This is a genomic window from Actinomadura pelletieri DSM 43383, assembly GCF_003634705.1.
GTDB classification, from domain to species: domain Bacteria; phylum Actinomycetota; class Actinomycetes; order Streptosporangiales; family Streptosporangiaceae; genus Spirillospora; species Spirillospora pelletieri.
Window position 1 is genome coordinate 1,284,007 of record NZ_RBWU01000001.1, and the last position, 12,889, is coordinate 1,296,895.

The 12,889-nt window shown below is 71.0% G+C and carries 16 protein-coding genes; 5 read left to right on the forward strand and 11 right to left on the reverse strand.

Going from position 1 to position 12,889, the window contains the following annotated elements:
* Positions 1-87: 87 nt before the first annotated feature.
* Positions 88-606, reverse strand: a complete 519-nt coding sequence (locus tag BZB76_RS05780) for a hypothetical protein (protein WP_121433197.1) — start codon at positions 604-606, stop codon at positions 88-90.
* A gap of 99 nt (positions 607-705) precedes the next feature.
* On the opposite strand from BZB76_RS05780, the gene BZB76_RS05785 reads away from it, so the two are divergent.
* Positions 706-1,275 carry a hypothetical protein gene (locus BZB76_RS05785; RefSeq protein ID WP_121433198.1) on the forward strand — a complete coding sequence of 190 codons (570 nt, stop codon included), beginning with the start codon at positions 706-708 and terminating at the stop codon, positions 1,273-1,275.
* On the opposite strand, the gene BZB76_RS05790 is transcribed toward BZB76_RS05785, so the two are convergent.
* Together BZB76_RS05790 and sepF are read right to left on the reverse strand one after the other, a co-directional pair.
* Positions 1,276-1,479: a hypothetical protein gene (locus tag BZB76_RS05790; RefSeq protein WP_147449339.1), complete on the reverse strand. Its 204-nt coding sequence runs from the start codon at positions 1,477-1,479 to the stop codon at positions 1,276-1,278.
* Between the two features lie 210 nt (positions 1,480-1,689).
* Positions 1,690-1,896 carry a cell division protein SepF gene (sepF, locus tag BZB76_RS05795; RefSeq protein ID WP_158581660.1) on the reverse strand — a complete coding sequence of 69 codons (207 nt, stop codon included), beginning with the start codon at positions 1,894-1,896 and terminating at the stop codon, positions 1,690-1,692.
* 162 nt (positions 1,897-2,058) lie between these two features.
* On the opposite strand from sepF, the gene BZB76_RS05800 reads away from it, so the two are divergent.
* Positions 2,059-2,490: an ATP-binding protein gene (locus BZB76_RS05800; protein ID WP_121433200.1), complete on the forward strand. Its 432-nt coding sequence runs from the start codon at positions 2,059-2,061 to the stop codon at positions 2,488-2,490.
* Positions 2,491-2,542: 52 nt separating this feature from the next.
* Here the strand turns inward: BZB76_RS05800 and BZB76_RS05805 are convergent, their stop codons facing one another.
* The 6 genes from BZB76_RS05805 to BZB76_RS05830 form a co-directional block, all read right to left on the reverse strand.
* Positions 2,543-3,190, reverse strand: a complete 648-nt coding sequence (locus BZB76_RS05805; protein WP_121433201.1) for a choice-of-anchor P family protein — start codon at positions 3,188-3,190, stop codon at positions 2,543-2,545.
* A 65-nt stretch (positions 3,191-3,255) separates the two neighbouring features.
* Positions 3,256-4,098 (reverse strand): L,D-transpeptidase, encoded by an 843-nt coding sequence (locus tag BZB76_RS05810; protein ID WP_121433202.1) that lies wholly within the window; start codon positions 4,096-4,098, stop codon positions 3,256-3,258.
* A 155-nt stretch (positions 4,099-4,253) separates the two neighbouring features.
* Complete coding sequence (locus BZB76_RS05815; RefSeq protein WP_121433203.1) at positions 4,254-4,727, reverse strand: MarR family winged helix-turn-helix transcriptional regulator; 474 nt, start codon at positions 4,725-4,727, stop codon at positions 4,254-4,256.
* 78 nt (positions 4,728-4,805) lie between these two features.
* Entirely contained in the window at positions 4,806-5,243 is a 438-nt protein-coding gene (locus BZB76_RS05820) for a response regulator (protein ID WP_121433465.1), read from the reverse strand.
* Entirely contained in the window at positions 5,236-6,891 is a 1,656-nt protein-coding gene (locus tag BZB76_RS05825; RefSeq protein WP_121433204.1) for a sensor histidine kinase, read from the reverse strand. The genes BZB76_RS05820 and BZB76_RS05825 overlap by 8 nt, the downstream gene beginning before the upstream one ends.
* Positions 6,892-6,907: 16 nt before the next feature.
* The gene (locus BZB76_RS05830) at positions 6,908-8,101 is read right to left on the reverse strand and encodes a PP2C family protein-serine/threonine phosphatase (RefSeq protein ID WP_246006764.1); all 1,194 of its coding nucleotides are present in this window, start codon (positions 8,099-8,101) and stop codon (positions 6,908-6,910) included.
* A gap of 249 nt (positions 8,102-8,350) precedes the next feature.
* Here BZB76_RS05830 and BZB76_RS05835 point away from each other — a divergent pair, with 249 nt between their 5' ends.
* Positions 8,351-8,929: an RNA polymerase sigma factor gene (locus tag BZB76_RS05835; RefSeq protein ID WP_246006765.1), complete on the forward strand. Its 579-nt coding sequence runs from the start codon at positions 8,351-8,353 to the stop codon at positions 8,927-8,929.
* Positions 8,926-10,083 (forward strand): CU044_5270 family protein, encoded by a 1,158-nt coding sequence (locus BZB76_RS05840; protein WP_121433206.1) that lies wholly within the window; start codon positions 8,926-8,928, stop codon positions 10,081-10,083. The genes BZB76_RS05835 and BZB76_RS05840 overlap by 4 nt, the downstream gene beginning before the upstream one ends.
* A gap of 90 nt (positions 10,084-10,173) precedes the next feature.
* On the opposite strand, the gene BZB76_RS05845 is transcribed toward BZB76_RS05840, so the two are convergent.
* Complete coding sequence (locus tag BZB76_RS05845; RefSeq protein WP_121433207.1) at positions 10,174-10,476, reverse strand: hypothetical protein; 303 nt, start codon at positions 10,474-10,476, stop codon at positions 10,174-10,176.
* Between the two features lie 93 nt (positions 10,477-10,569).
* Entirely contained in the window at positions 10,570-12,096 is a 1,527-nt protein-coding gene (locus tag BZB76_RS05850; RefSeq protein ID WP_147449340.1) for a pentapeptide repeat-containing protein, read from the reverse strand.
* 116 nt (positions 12,097-12,212) lie between these two features.
* Between BZB76_RS05850 and BZB76_RS05855 the strand changes: the two genes are divergently transcribed.
* Positions 12,213-12,791, forward strand: coding sequence for a hypothetical protein (locus tag BZB76_RS05855; protein ID WP_121433209.1), 579 nt, complete (start codon positions 12,213-12,215; stop codon positions 12,789-12,791).
* Positions 12,792-12,889 lie beyond the last annotated feature (98 nt).

The window sequence follows — 12,889 nt, forward strand, 5'->3', positions numbered from 1 at the left end:
CTTGGGCGGGTAGGGGTCCGGATCGGTCCCGGCGCGGGGGCGTGTGGGGTCAGGGTTGGAGGAGGAAGAGCCTGCGGTCGACGCGGTCTAAAGTCTACGGGCGCCCCGCAATCGGTTTCGGAACAGCGACGCGATCACGGAGGTCGACCGCGTTTGTCGCGCTCGCTTTCTGAGGGCGCCCGCCACGAGATCGAACATGGAGGCGGCCTGCTCCGTAGTCCACTCCTCCGACAGGACGGCCTCACCTAGCTGTGGGTCGTGGGCTCGAAGCCCTGTCGCGGATTCGATGATCTCGCAGATGGCAAGGATCCGTTCGGTGACACTCCTGGCCGCATCGCCCTCGAACCAGTAGGGCACGCTCAGGGACCATTCGCCCGAGATGCAGCTCACCAGGATCTTGGCGGGGCTGTGGTATATCTCCCACTCAGGTGGGTTTTCCTCGACCGAGATGTCCCCGAGAAGCTCTCGCAACCTGGTGACGACCAGGTCCCAGTTCGGTGGACGAGTATGGACGTCCGGGCCTTCGGCCCGTGCTTCCCAGGCGTCCATGGCCTCCTCCCACGACTGGCCGGGCTTTTTCTCCATGAATTCGATGTCATAACCCATGGACGCAACTTAGGCGCGACGTAGGACACTCCCTGACGACCCCAGGGCGGCCGGAAAAGAAGTTGTGCGGGTTGGTGGTGGTTGGTCAGGGTGGGTGCCATGGACGTCACGTTTCAGCGGTTGGGCGGGAATCGTTATTTCGCCAACGCGGCCCGTGCCGATGGCGTGACGGTGCGGGTTCCCGGGTACGACCGGACGAGCGCCATCCCGCATGACCTTGCGCATTTCGTCGCCGAGCGGGAGTTCGGCGTGACGCGGGGGTTCTGGGGGAGCGTCGCCGCGGGGGCGTTGTTCACCAACATGGTCGTGGTCTCGGGACGGCAGAAGCCGCATGCGGCCGAGCGGTCCAAGCAGATCATCAAGGCGCATGCGGACGACCTCGGGATGTCCGAGGCGCTCGCCGGGGCGGTTCATGACGCCGTCGAGCAGGATCTCACGCTCGACGAGGTCATGAAGCGGTTGCGTGCGTACTGGGGGATCACGAGTGCGGCGCCGCTGCCGGTGGCGGCCGCCGACGCGGAGCCCGCGATCAACGCGCTGCGACATGCGGCCGAGCGTTGGGCGGCGGTGGCCGTCGACGAGGGCCTGACCTTGACCTGGCCGCTGCCGGTGGAGAAGGTGTCGCTGCCGCGGACCGGCCGATCTCAACGGAGCCGCCGCGGTCGGTGATCAGCGGAGGTCGAACTCGACCTCGCCGTCCTTCACCAAGGTGACCGTGATCTCCACCGCGCCGACCCGGGCGCGCCGGCCCACCGTGATCCTTGTCGGGGTCGAGCCCTCGGCCGAGATGGTCATGCTGTGAGCGGTGATCTCGGAGACGGTCAGGTCGATGTCGTTGATCTCGATGCTCTGGTCCGGCCCGTTCACGGTCACGTGACACTCGCCGTTCGCGCAGGCGTACGAGCTCGAGACGGTCTGGCAACTGCTGAGCAGGAGTGTGCCACCCAGCGTCACGACGGCCGCAAGCGGAACCTGGAGGAAAGGATGCTCCGGAGCCCTGCCGGGTTCCGTGAGGCGCCTCCCCGGGACGCCGTCGAGAATGCCGGAGCCTCGGGCGGGTAGGGGAAGGGCGTCCGGATCGGGTCAGGGTTGGAGGAGGAAGAGCCTGCGGTCGACGCGGTCCATCGCGCCGCCACGGCCGAACACCAGGCCGGTGGCGAAGTCGACGATCTGTTTGGCCTCGGCGTCCGTCACGTCCGACAGGTCCATCAGGACGGGCACGCCCTTGCGGAAGAAGTGCCCGACATAGAGGACCTCGTTGTAGTTCTGCGGACGCAGCGACTTGACCACCGCCCCAGTCTGCCGGTCCGGCGCCACGGGTCAAGGTGCTCGCGGCGCGGAAATCTCGCGCCTAATGGGTCGCGGCGCTGGTGGGCGCGGTTTTTCGGTGCCTGGAGTTTCCGTTGAGGACCAGCGGGAAATCTGGATGCTAGAGGAACGGAGGCGATTGGCATGGAGGTCGTTCTCGAAATGACCCTGCCGAGGAACGCCGAGAGCGCTCCGCTGGTACGGCACACGCTCGATGCCTCTCTCCGCGGGCTCGGGGTCGCCTCCGAGATCCGTGCCGATATCGCGCTCGCGCTGGGAGAGGCGTGCGCGAACGTCATCCAGCACGCCGCGAACGGACTGGAGTACGAGGTCCGGGCGCGGATGGACGGGGCGCGATGTGTCGTGGAGGTCATCGACGGGGGCGCGGCCGACGAACTCGGCAGCGGTGAGGGTCGTGAGCGAGGCGCCGGGTGGGAGGTCCCGCGCGGGGCGCCGCTGGCCGAGCATGGACGGGGGCTTCAGCTGATACGGGCGTTCACGGAGGAGTTGCATATCGCCGATCGCGTGCATCATGACGGCGCGATCGTGCATTTCGAGAAGTCGTTGGCGCTGTGACCGCGGCGGCCCGGGCCGCGGGGTGCTCGGCCGGGCCGCCGCGGGACGCCCGTCAGCCGGTGACGGGCAGGTCGCGCTTCACCGGGGTCGGGGCGGGCGCCTTCGGCGGGGCCGCCGCGCGACCGCAGGTGGCGGACGCGATCCGGATCGTCGCGGCGTCGCCGGGAATGGGCAGGCGAAGCTCCACCGCGGTGACGTCGAGCCGCCCGTCGGCCCGGCGTTGCTGCTTGTTGAGGGTCAGGGAGCCGCGGCCGACGACGGGCACGTCCACCGGGACGGTGGTGTTCGGCGGCGGGGAGACGTCCAGGGAACGGCCCGCCAGGGAGGCACGGGCCAGGCTGACATGGCCCTCGCCGCCCTTGCATTCGGCGGTGACGGCCTCGGCGCGCAGCTTCGCGGACGGGACGGCGACCCGCGCGACGGTGGAGCGGGCACGGTCCGCGGCGGCGCTGACGTCCAGGGCGGACGCGTCGACCAGGTCGGTGAGGTCCTCGCGCACCAGGTGCTTGCTGACGTCTCCGGATCTGGACGACACGGCCGGTACCGGAGGTACGTCGAGCGGCCCGGCGACCGTCAGCCCGTACGCGGACCCTTCGGCGTCGTGGGGGGCCGCGGCCGACGCCGTGGGAACGGCGGCGACGAGGGCGGTGACCAGCAGACCGGCGGCGGTGAGCCGTCCGGCGACATGGCTGTGAGACATGGGAATGTTCTCCGAATTCTTGAGATTCTGCGGCGGAACCGGCGGTGGCCGGGGCCTGGGGCCGGTCAGCCGGTGATGAACACCAGGGAGCCGAGCGGAACACGTGACAGCGCCCGCAGCGCGTCCTTCGGCACCCGGACGCAGCCGTGGGTGACGGCCTTGCCGAACACGGAGGCGTCGGGCCAGCCGTGCAGGGCGACGGTGCCGGGACCGCCGCCGAAGGTGTCGAGGGTCGCCGAGTGCGTGCCGAGCGGCAGCACGATCGGGCTCGGGGTCCTCCTGGCCGGGGCGAGCGTGGCCATGAGGAACGTCCGGCCCGGCGGGGTCGGGGTCTTCGCGTCGCCGATCGCGACCGTCCACCGCCCGGTCTCCTTCGCGGACCGGAACAGCGTGAGCCGCCGGTGCGCGAGATCGACGCGGACCGTGTAGGGCGTGTGCGCGGCGCGCAGCCCGCCACCGGGGATCCAGCCGCTGGATCCGTTGGGCCGGGACGGCAGCAGCACGCGCCGCCAGCCGCCGGAGCTCTCCACCACCGGCACCCAGGTGGGGGCGCCGAGCTGCTCGGTGGGGAGCGTGGCGATGGGGCGTCCGCCCGGACGGTCGAACACGGGAACGGCCCGTTCCGGGTGGACGACCAGGCCGTCGGTGGCGCCGTCCGGGGTCGCGTCCCTGGGCGCGCCGGAGACGGTGCTGAACGTCGTGGCCTGGGGGATCCTGGACACCGCCGGCGTGCCGGGCGCCGTCTGGCCCCCGGTCGCCGTCCCGGGGGGCGGCGTCTTCCCGGACGCCGTCCCGGCGGGGGTGGTGCCGCAGCCGCCGAGCAGCAGCAGCGCGGCCGTGGCCGCCGGCACCAGGCCGCCGGCGAACAGACCGGCGCGGCGCGGATCCCGCACAATTCGAGTCGCCATGAGCCCGGATGTTAGTGACCGGGGAAGGGCGCGTATCGGATATGGCGAAAAATTGAACCGGGAGCCCGGTCATAAGAAATGCAATAATCGCCCAATTTGCCGAAGGTGCGTCTTAAAGGAGGGCTAACTCCAGGAAATCGGATTTTAAGGACGGGTCAGGCGGGCAGCGAAAAGGTGTCGCCCTCGGCCTCGGGCCGAACGGCCGCCTCATGGAACTCCGCGAGCCCCCACAGCAGCGCCGCGCGCGCGGACGTCGGCATCAAGGCGAGCACGCGGGTCAGCTCCTCGCGCCGCCGTCGGCGCAGCCGGTCGAGCAGCGCCCGGCCGTCGGCGCTCAGCCGGACCGTGACCTCCCGACGGTCCCGCCCGTGGTCGCGGGTCAGCAGCCCGGACGCCTCCAGCCGGTCGCACAGCCGGCTCGCCGACGACACCAGCGCGCCCAGCTCGCCGGCCAGGTGGGTGACGTTCACCGGCCCGCGCTCCAGGACGAACATCGCGCGCAGCTGCGTGGACGGAACATGCACGTCCGGCGCGGTGTGGGCGCGGGACCAGACGTCCATCAGGGCGAAGGCCGCGTCGTCGAGCGCCGCCGCCGATTCGGCGGCCTCCTCACCCGGCGTCTCCACCATGCCCCCCACTGTTACACACCGCACCGTCAACGGCATCCCGGGGTCCGCGCGGTCACGGGCACCGGCCCGGGCGGCGCGTCAGCGGGGGAGTTTCACGACCGACACGAAGAAATCATCGATCCGGCGGACGACGGAGATGAACCGGTCGAAGTCGACGGGCTTGGTGACGTAGGCGTTGGCGTGCAGGTTGTAGCTGCGCAGGATGTCCTCGTCGGCCTCGGACGTGGTGAGGATGACGACCGGGATGCGCCGCAGATCGTCGTCCGCCTTGACCTCGGCGAGCACCTCCATGCCGCTCTTGCGCGGCAGGTTGAGGTCGAGCAGCATCAGGTCGGGGCGCGCGACGTCCGCGTACGCGCCCTCCCGGCGCAGGAACGCCATCGCCTGCTCGCCGTCGTTGACGACGTGCAGAATGTTGCTGACCTTGTTGTGCTCGAACGCCTCGACGGTCATGAGGACGTCGCCGGGGTCGTCCTCGACGAGCAGGACTTCGATCGGGTGCGAGGTCTCAGTCATGTCGATCTCCATCGCCGTGGTGGGGCCGCCGGGCCGGGAGCGTCCAGTGGAAGGTGGTCCCGGGGACGTCGCCCTGGTCGTCATGGTCACCGGTGTCGAGCCAGATCCGGCCGCCGTGATACTCGACGATTTTCTTGCAGAGGGCAAGGCCGATGCCCGTGCCGGTGTAGGTGTCCCGCGGATGGAGCCGCTGGAAGATCAGGAAGATCCGGTCGGTGTGCCGGGGTTCGATGCCGATGCCGTTGTCGGCGCAGCGGAACTCCCACTCGTCTCCGGTGCGGCGGGCCTCGATGGTGACGCGGGGCGGCACGCCCGGACGGTGAAACTTGATCGCGTTGCCGAGCAGGTTCTGGAAGAGCCGGATGAGCAGGCCGCGGTCGCCGGGGAGGTGCGGCAGGTCGCCGACGTCCACCTCGGCGCCCGTCTCCTCCCGCAGCGCCGCCAGATTGTCCAGGGCCAGGTCCGCGACCTCGTTCAGGTCGACCGAGTCCGTGAAGTCGGTCTCCCGGCCCACCCGGGAGAAGTTGAGCAGGTCGTTGATGAGAATCTGCATGCGCTTGGCGCCGTCGACGGCGAAGTCGATGTACTGGCGGCCGCGCTCGTCGAGCTGGTCGCCGTACCGGTGCTCGATCAGCTGGCAGAAGCTCGCGACCTTACGCAGCGGCTCCTGAAGGTCGTGGCTCGCCACGTAGGCGAACTGCTCCAGTTCGGCGTTGGAGCGGCGCAGCTCCTCGGTCTGCGCGTCCAGCAGCCGGGTCTGCTCCACGGTGGCCCGCCACTCGTCGATGATCCGTTCGCGCATCGCATCGATGATCACCGCGAGTTCGTTGATCTCGGAGGGCCCGCCGACGTCCAGCGAATGCCCGAGGTCCCCCTGCGCCACCGCCCGGACGCGGCCGGTCAGCGATGACACGGGAGTCAGCACGGTGCGCCGGATCAGCAGGGCAAGCCCGAGCGCGGCCAGCACGACCAGCCCGAGTGCGGCGCGCGTCGACCAGATCGCCGTCGTCGACCGGGCCCGCAGCGTGCTCGACGCCCGGTCGTGCAGCCGGGTGGTGTCGGCCTGCAACATGGTCATCGCGTCGCGCGCCTGGTTGAGCAGGTACCGCGCCCGCCGGGTCTGTTCCGGCTGGAAGCCCTCCCCGCCGGGCCCGGCGGCGACCCGGTCGGCGAACTCGGCACGCCACGCCCGCGAGTCGGCGACGACGTCGTCGAGACGGCGCAGGACGTCTCCGCCGCCGGAAAGCCCGTGCAGGAGCCGCCGTATCCGCGCCGCGGCCATCGCCTCCCGCGCGACCGCCTCGCGGTAGTCGGCGACCGGTGCCCGCCCGCCGTCCAGCGCGTAGTCGCGGATGGCGGTGTCCTGGCGGTTGATCGCCGATGAGAGGCGGTACTGTTCCAGGGCGGCCGGGTCCACCCTGTCGATCAGCACGGCCCGCGCCTTGGTGTGCTCGTGCTGCGCGAACGCCGTATGCGCGAAGGCGACCATGAGAAGAAGTCCGAGGACGATCGAGCCGATCCGATAAATCTGCACGAGCCGGAGCCGGCTCATGCCCCGCGCCACCGGGACGTCCGCCTCCGGCAGCACGATCGCCGGGCCTCGATCCAGCTCGGCCGCGCCGGGCGCGCGAGGGTCGTCCCCGGTCATCAGCCGTCGCCCCGCATCAGCCGTCGCCCCGGCTCAGCAGCAGTACCGCCAGGTCGTCGGACAGGACGTCCCCGTTCAGCCGCTCCGCCTCCGCGATGAGACCGTCGACGAGCACATCGCCGCGCTGCCCGGCGCCGTGCGCGGTCGTCGCCAGCTCCATCAGCCCGGACAGGTCGAGGTAGCCGTCGCCGACATGACCTTCGATGAGGCCGTCGGTGTAGAGCAGCAGCCCCCAGGAGTCGCCGAGTTCGAGATCGAGGAACGGCCATTGCACCGAGGGAATCAGCCCCAGCGCGGGACCGCGCGGTTCGTCCGGGACGGCGACCACGCCGTCCGGGCCGAAGAACAGCGGACGCGGATGCCCCGCCCGGTGCAGCCGCGCGGTGCGCCGGTCCGGCGCGATCGTCAACATGCACACGGTCGTGAAGATCTCCTCGGCCCACCGTTCGTGCTGCAGGACGGCGTCGAGCGTGTCGAGCAGCCGTTCCCCGGTGTGCCCGGCGAGGATGAGGGTCCGCCACGCCATGCGGAGCCGGACGCCGAGGGACGCCTCGTCCGCGCCATGCCCGCTGACATCGCCGATCACGACGTGCACGGCGCCGTCCGAGGTCTCCACGGTGTCGTGGAAGTCGCCGCCGAGCAGGGCCCGGTAGCGTCCCGGCCGGTACCGGGTGTGGTGCCGAAGTGTCGTGTCGTTGAGGATCGGCACGGGCAGCAGCCCGCGTTCCAGGCGCGCGTTCTCCCGGCTCAGCGCCCGCGCCTCCACGAGCTGCCGCTCCGACTCGTCGGCGCGCTTGCGTTCGATCGCGTAACTGATCGCGCGGGTGAGCAGCGCGCCGTCGACGTCCTGCTTGACCAGGTAGTCCTGGGCGCCCGCGGCGACTGCCTCCACGCCGACGTGCGCGTCGGCGAGCCCGGTCAGCACGAGGACGGCGGTGTCGGGCGCATGGCCGCGGACCTGTCGCAGCGCGTCCAGGCCCTGCGCGTCGGGCAGCGCCAGGTCGACGATGACGCACTGGATGTCGGGCCGCAGCGCGTCGAGGGCCTCGGCGAGCGTCGTCGCGACCGTGATCCGCACATCGGGCTGCGCCTCGGACAGCAGCTCCTCGAACAGGAACGCGTCGCCCGGGTCGTCCTCGACGAGGAGCAGATGCGGGGAACCGGCGACACCGAGGAGCCGTTCGGCGCCGCGACTGTGCATCGCGGTCATCTCTCAGCTCCCTTGGCCTGCATCGCGATCGCCCCCGCCAGGCGAGTCCTTGCTTGCCGTTAAGCAAATATAAGGGCACCGAGCCGCAGCATCGCACACCAAGTCGCGAACTTTCGCCCGAAACGGAGCCCACCTCGTTCCCACCGTACTTCTCTCGTTCGTCGGCCTTCGACCTTCCGTCGCGTAACGATGAGCCTTCCCGGACCACTACCCGGTGACGCGAACACCGGACGGACGGAGAAGCAGGCCGTGGCAGACGAAGCCGACGATGAACGACGCTTCACCGCGATCTATGACGCGTGCCGTCAGCGCGTGTGGGCGTACGCCGTCAGCCGCGCCGGGCGGCAGGTCGCCGACGAGGTGGTGAGCGAGACGTTCGCCATCGCGTGGCGGCGCCTCGCCGACATTCCCGATCCGGCGCTGCCGTGGCTGCTCGGCGTCGCGCGGAACGTGCTGCGCGACCGGCACCGGGCGCAGGTGCGGGACGAGGCGTTCCACGCCGAACTCGGACGATGGACGGCCCGGCCCACCGGGGACATCGCCGAGGACGTGGCGGAACGGCTCGCCGTGCTCCGCGCGATGGCGACGCTGCCCGACGCCGACAGGGAGATCCTCATCCTCGTCGCCTGGCAGGGACTGTCCCCGCGCGAGGCCGCCCGGGTCGTCGGCTGCTCGCCCGCCGCGCTGCGGGTGCGGCTGCACCGCGCGCGGCGGCGCCTCGTCCGCGCCGCCGGAGAGGGCGGGCTCGGGACGAGCGGCGGGGAGCCGGGGACGGGGCGCGCTGGGACGCGTCAGCAGGTTCGGACCATGAGTGAGGAGATGTCATGAACGACGTGATGCGAACGCTGCGAAGGGCCCGTCCCGCGGAACTCGACCCGGACGCGCCCGTCGACGAGCGCGTCCGGCATGCCGAGCTGGCGCGCGCCATGGCCGCAGGTCCCGCGCGGGACCTGCGGGAACCGGCGACACCGGCGGCGCGGAGGCGGTTCCGCCCGATCTGGGGTGTCGGGCTGGCCGGGGCGGTGGCGGCCGGGACGCTGGCCGCGCTGATCCTCGTTCCCGGCGGTGAGGACGAGACCGGGCCGCCCAAGAACGAAGGCCCCGGGCGGACGCAGCCCCTCGACGCGCGGACCGTCCTGCTCGCGGCGGCGGACAAGGCGGGCGGGCAGCCCGGCGGTAGGCGGGCGTACTGGTACCAGCAGTCGATCGAGTCGCACACGGCCGTGGTGGGCGAACCGGGATCCAGCTACGCGGTGGTGAGCCGGACCAAGTACGAGACCTGGACCCCCGGCGACCCGAAGGCCAAGGTGCTGATCCGCCGCCAGGACCTCGGGACGAAGCCCGCGACGCCCAAGGACGTGGCGGCGTGGCGGCGCGCGGGGTCGCCGACCACCTTCACGGCCTTCCTGGTCGCCCCTCCGGGGAGCAAGACCCGCAAGCAGTTCCAGGGGACGACCGCCCCCGGGCCCGTCGAGATGGAGAGCAGCCGCCTGCACGACGGCGCGGTGGCCTGGTTCGGCCGGAACATGACGATGAAGGAGCTCCAGGCACTGCCGTCCGACCCGAAGCGGCTCAAGGCCGAGCTGATGCGGTACTACGAGGGCCACGACACCGAAGGGGATCGGCCGATGGAGGCCGACCGGTGGCTCTACGAGGTGGCCGGTGGCCTGCTGACGGGATTCCCGGTGAAGCCGGAGGTGCGTGCGGCCGCGTACCGGATGCTGGCGTCGCTTCCCCTGGTGAAGTCGCTCGGCCAGGTCAAGGACCCGGAGGGCAGGCCGGGGCACGCCATCGCGATCGAGCACAGGGTGGAGAAGGGCGTGGTCCGCGATCAGTTGATCATCGATCTGGGCAGCGGTGACGCGCTGGCCACCACGCACACGCTGGTGAAGCCGGCGGCGGGGGTGGACTTCCCGGCGGGAGGAACACTCGGTTCCGGAGTCACGCTCGCCGCGGAATGGACGGACTCCGTTCCGCGCTGACGACGGAGGGAAGGGACGGTGCCATGGAGGGCGGTGCCGTCCCTTCTTCATGCGCGCGGTTGGTGACCGACAAGTGATCAGGGTTTGCGATCAGGCGCTTTTGGGTGTTCGACGGGCGGTTTTCTGGGCGGCCCTGCGCTGTGCGGCGGCCGCTCTCGCTCGGTTGAGGCTTTCTCTGACCTTGGCGGCGCCACGGGTCGCGGTCGCGGTGTCCTTGACGCGTCCGGCGTAAACCGCGAGGACATCGGCGACGGGCGGCGGCTGCCATTCCTCCTTCGGGGTGATCGGCAGGAGGGGAACCGGTGCGGTGGTGGAGTTCGTGGGCACGGGGACGAGCGCGAGATGCGATTGGCAGTGCGGGCACTGCACCCCCGGATGGGTGTCTCTGCTCATAACAAGAATGATTACCCAAGGGTCTGACAAAACGGGAGGCCTTCTTTTTACGGAGATCCCTTGGGGAGGCGCGTCCGCCACATCACGAGGCGGTTATGTGTGGTCGCCGCTCATGTGGAGGATGCGGGCCGCGTCGTGCCGGCTGCCGTCGTGCAGAAGCGTCGCGCTCGAACAGATCAGCGCGACGATGATGGCGATCCAGGCGATGGCGCGTCCGGCGCGCAGCCCGTAACCGCAGGTTATCCACAGGATGTGCAGAATCCAGCGCCGCCACGGGACGGTTTCGCTGTGCCGCCGTTTCTCCAGTTCGCTGTACCGGAAGTCGCGGGCGAGACGGCCGCGGCCGGAGTCGGCGGAGACGCGGGCCAGGTCGCCGTAGAGGGCCGCGAGGCGGTCGTCGTCCTCGTGGGAGGGGCCGCCGGCGGCGGGCGGGAGATCGTCGGCGAGGACCGCGTGTCCCCGCCCGTGGCGCCGCCAGGACCGGCGCGGCGCCGTCGCGAACGCGCAGTCGCCCGTGATGCGCAGCGCGTCCGGGTGGCGCAGACCGAGAAAGCCGCATCCGCTGAGATCGACGTCGGTCAGCTCGATCCGTGCGGCGTCCACCCGCCGCAGCGACGTCAGCCGAGTGGTCTGTGCGGCGTTCTCCGGCCCGGTCTCCGCGCGCTCCGGGACGTCCTTGGCCCCGGCCCAGGGCGGTTCGGTGAGCCCCTGGAGCGGGCGGGGCAGCGAGCTGACCGACACCCTCCCCTCGAAGACGGCGCCTTCCAGGTCGAGTTCGGCATGCCTTAACCGGAAGTCGGCCTCCCCATGGACGACCGCGCCGCGCCCGATCACCTGCCGCGCCGCCGCGCGGACCCGGAGGCAGCCGTGGGCGGTGGCGTCCGCGAGGCCGATCCGGCCGCCCGCGACCAACGGTCCTAGCCACAGGTCGCGGCGGAACTTGGTCCGTTCCAGGCGCGCGTGCCGGGCGACCTGGACCCGTTTGAAGGAGACGGGACCGCCGAACGACGCGGCCTGCATCGCCGCGTCCCGCCCGAACCGGGCCCGGTCGAAGCACGCCGCCCCCAGGAACACCGCGCGCCGGAACGACGCGTCGACGTCCCAGCCGACCTCGCCGAACAGGGCGTCCCCGATGAAGACGGCCTCCTCGAACGAGGCGTGCCGGTGGAACCACGCCCCATGGAACGACACGTTGCGTCCGAACCGGACCCCACGGAACGAGACGTTGCCGTGGAACCGCGCGTCGTAGAACGACGCGCCACCCAGGAAACAGGCGCCGTCGAACGAGGTGTCGCCCTCGACGAGGACCCCGCGCAAAGCCGCGCCGGACGGCAGTACCGCCCGGTCGAAGCGCGCCCGACCGAGATGAGGCCGCCCGTCCGGGCTGGTGACGGCCCGCAGGACGGCGTCCAGCAGCCCGGGTGGGACGGTAACGCCGCGCAGGTCTATTTCGGCGCCCGGACGAAGCGAGCCCAGGAACCGTTCGAACTCGTCGGAGGACAGATGCGCGAGACAACCGCCCGCCCCTTCCACGGCACGGCCCGCGCATCCGTGGACGGCCGAACACCGCGGCCAGAACACCGCTGTCATGGCCGGTGGGGGAGGCTCGTGAAGGGTCACGACTCTCGTTGTACACACGGCGCCACCGGGAGAGAAGCCCTCCCGGTGGAGACTTCGGTTGCTCCCCTTGTCGGCACCCTCCTGAAACGCGCGTTCTGGGCGTAGTGTTGGGGCTTGTGCGGGAGTGGAACCGGTGGGTCGCCGATATCGAAGCCCACCAGGGAGACGCGCCCGACCTCGCCCGCGCGGTCCTTCGCTGGCTCGTGGACGCCGAGGTCGTGGTCGCCGACCGGACCGACTGCGTGCTCGGCGACGTCCCCGGAGGATACGCGCCGGGGCCGTCCGCCCGAACGATCGTGGCCGGTGACCTCGTGGCCGGTGACCTCGTGGCCGGAGACCCTGCCGGGTTCCCGGACGTGTGGCCCAACGGCCTGGAGATCGACGTCGGCCGCAGCGCGTTCTACGGGGACGTCCACGAGGACGACCATGTGACCTGCCCGCGGTGCGGGTCCTGGTTGCCGTTCGAGGTCGTCCTGCCGGAGGTCGAGGAGTGGCTTGAGGGCGGCCCGGACTCGCTGGTCTGCGCCCGCTGCGGCGCCCGCACCGGCCTCAACGACTGGAACTGGCCGACCCCGTGCGCCTTCGCCGAACTGGGCCTGCGCTTCTGGAACTGGCCGCCGCTCGCGGACGCGTTCGTGGCCGACCTGACGCGAAGGTTGGGCCACCGCCTGATCAGGGGCGAGTCCGGTTCCTGACCCCGCCGCCGTTCCGGTCGAAGTTAGGGCCGGGGGAACCCGGGGGATGTTCGAAGTGTCTGATACTTCGGTGAAACACCCAAGTTCGACTGTCGTTC

What these genes read in the sequence shown, in the direction of transcription:
- BZB76_RS05800 (WP_121433200.1), top strand. Translation starts at nt 2,059, where the DNA reads ATGGAGGTCGTTCTCGAAATGACCCTGCCGAGGAACGCCGAGAGCGCT.
- BZB76_RS05810 (WP_121433202.1), bottom strand. Translation starts at nt 4,098, where the DNA reads ATGGCGACTCGAATTGTGCGGGATCCGCGCCGCGCCGGTCTGTTCGCC.
- BZB76_RS05840 (WP_121433206.1), top strand. Translation starts at nt 8,926, where the DNA reads ATGAACGACGTGATGCGAACGCTGCGAAGGGCCCGTCCCGCGGAACTC.
- BZB76_RS05820 (WP_121433465.1), bottom strand. Translation starts at nt 5,243, where the DNA reads ATGACTGAGACCTCGCACCCGATCGAAGTCCTGCTCGTCGAGGACGAC.
- BZB76_RS05845 (WP_121433207.1), bottom strand. Translation starts at nt 10,476, where the DNA reads ATGAGCAGAGACACCCATCCGGGGGTGCAGTGCCCGCACTGCCAATCG.
- BZB76_RS05815 (WP_121433203.1), bottom strand. Translation starts at nt 4,727, where the DNA reads ATGGTGGAGACGCCGGGTGAGGAGGCCGCCGAATCGGCGGCGGCGCTC.
- BZB76_RS05830 (WP_246006764.1), bottom strand. Translation starts at nt 8,101, where the DNA reads ATGACCGCGATGCACAGTCGCGGCGCCGAACGGCTCCTCGGTGTCGCC.
- BZB76_RS05785 (WP_121433198.1), top strand. Translation starts at nt 706, where the DNA reads ATGGACGTCACGTTTCAGCGGTTGGGCGGGAATCGTTATTTCGCCAAC.
- BZB76_RS05805 (WP_121433201.1), bottom strand. Translation starts at nt 3,190, where the DNA reads ATGTCTCACAGCCATGTCGCCGGACGGCTCACCGCCGCCGGTCTGCTG.
- BZB76_RS05780 (WP_121433197.1), bottom strand. Translation starts at nt 606, where the DNA reads ATGGGTTATGACATCGAATTCATGGAGAAAAAGCCCGGCCAGTCGTGG.
- BZB76_RS05825 (WP_121433204.1), bottom strand. Translation starts at nt 6,891, where the DNA reads ATGACCGGGGACGACCCTCGCGCGCCCGGCGCGGCCGAGCTGGATCGA.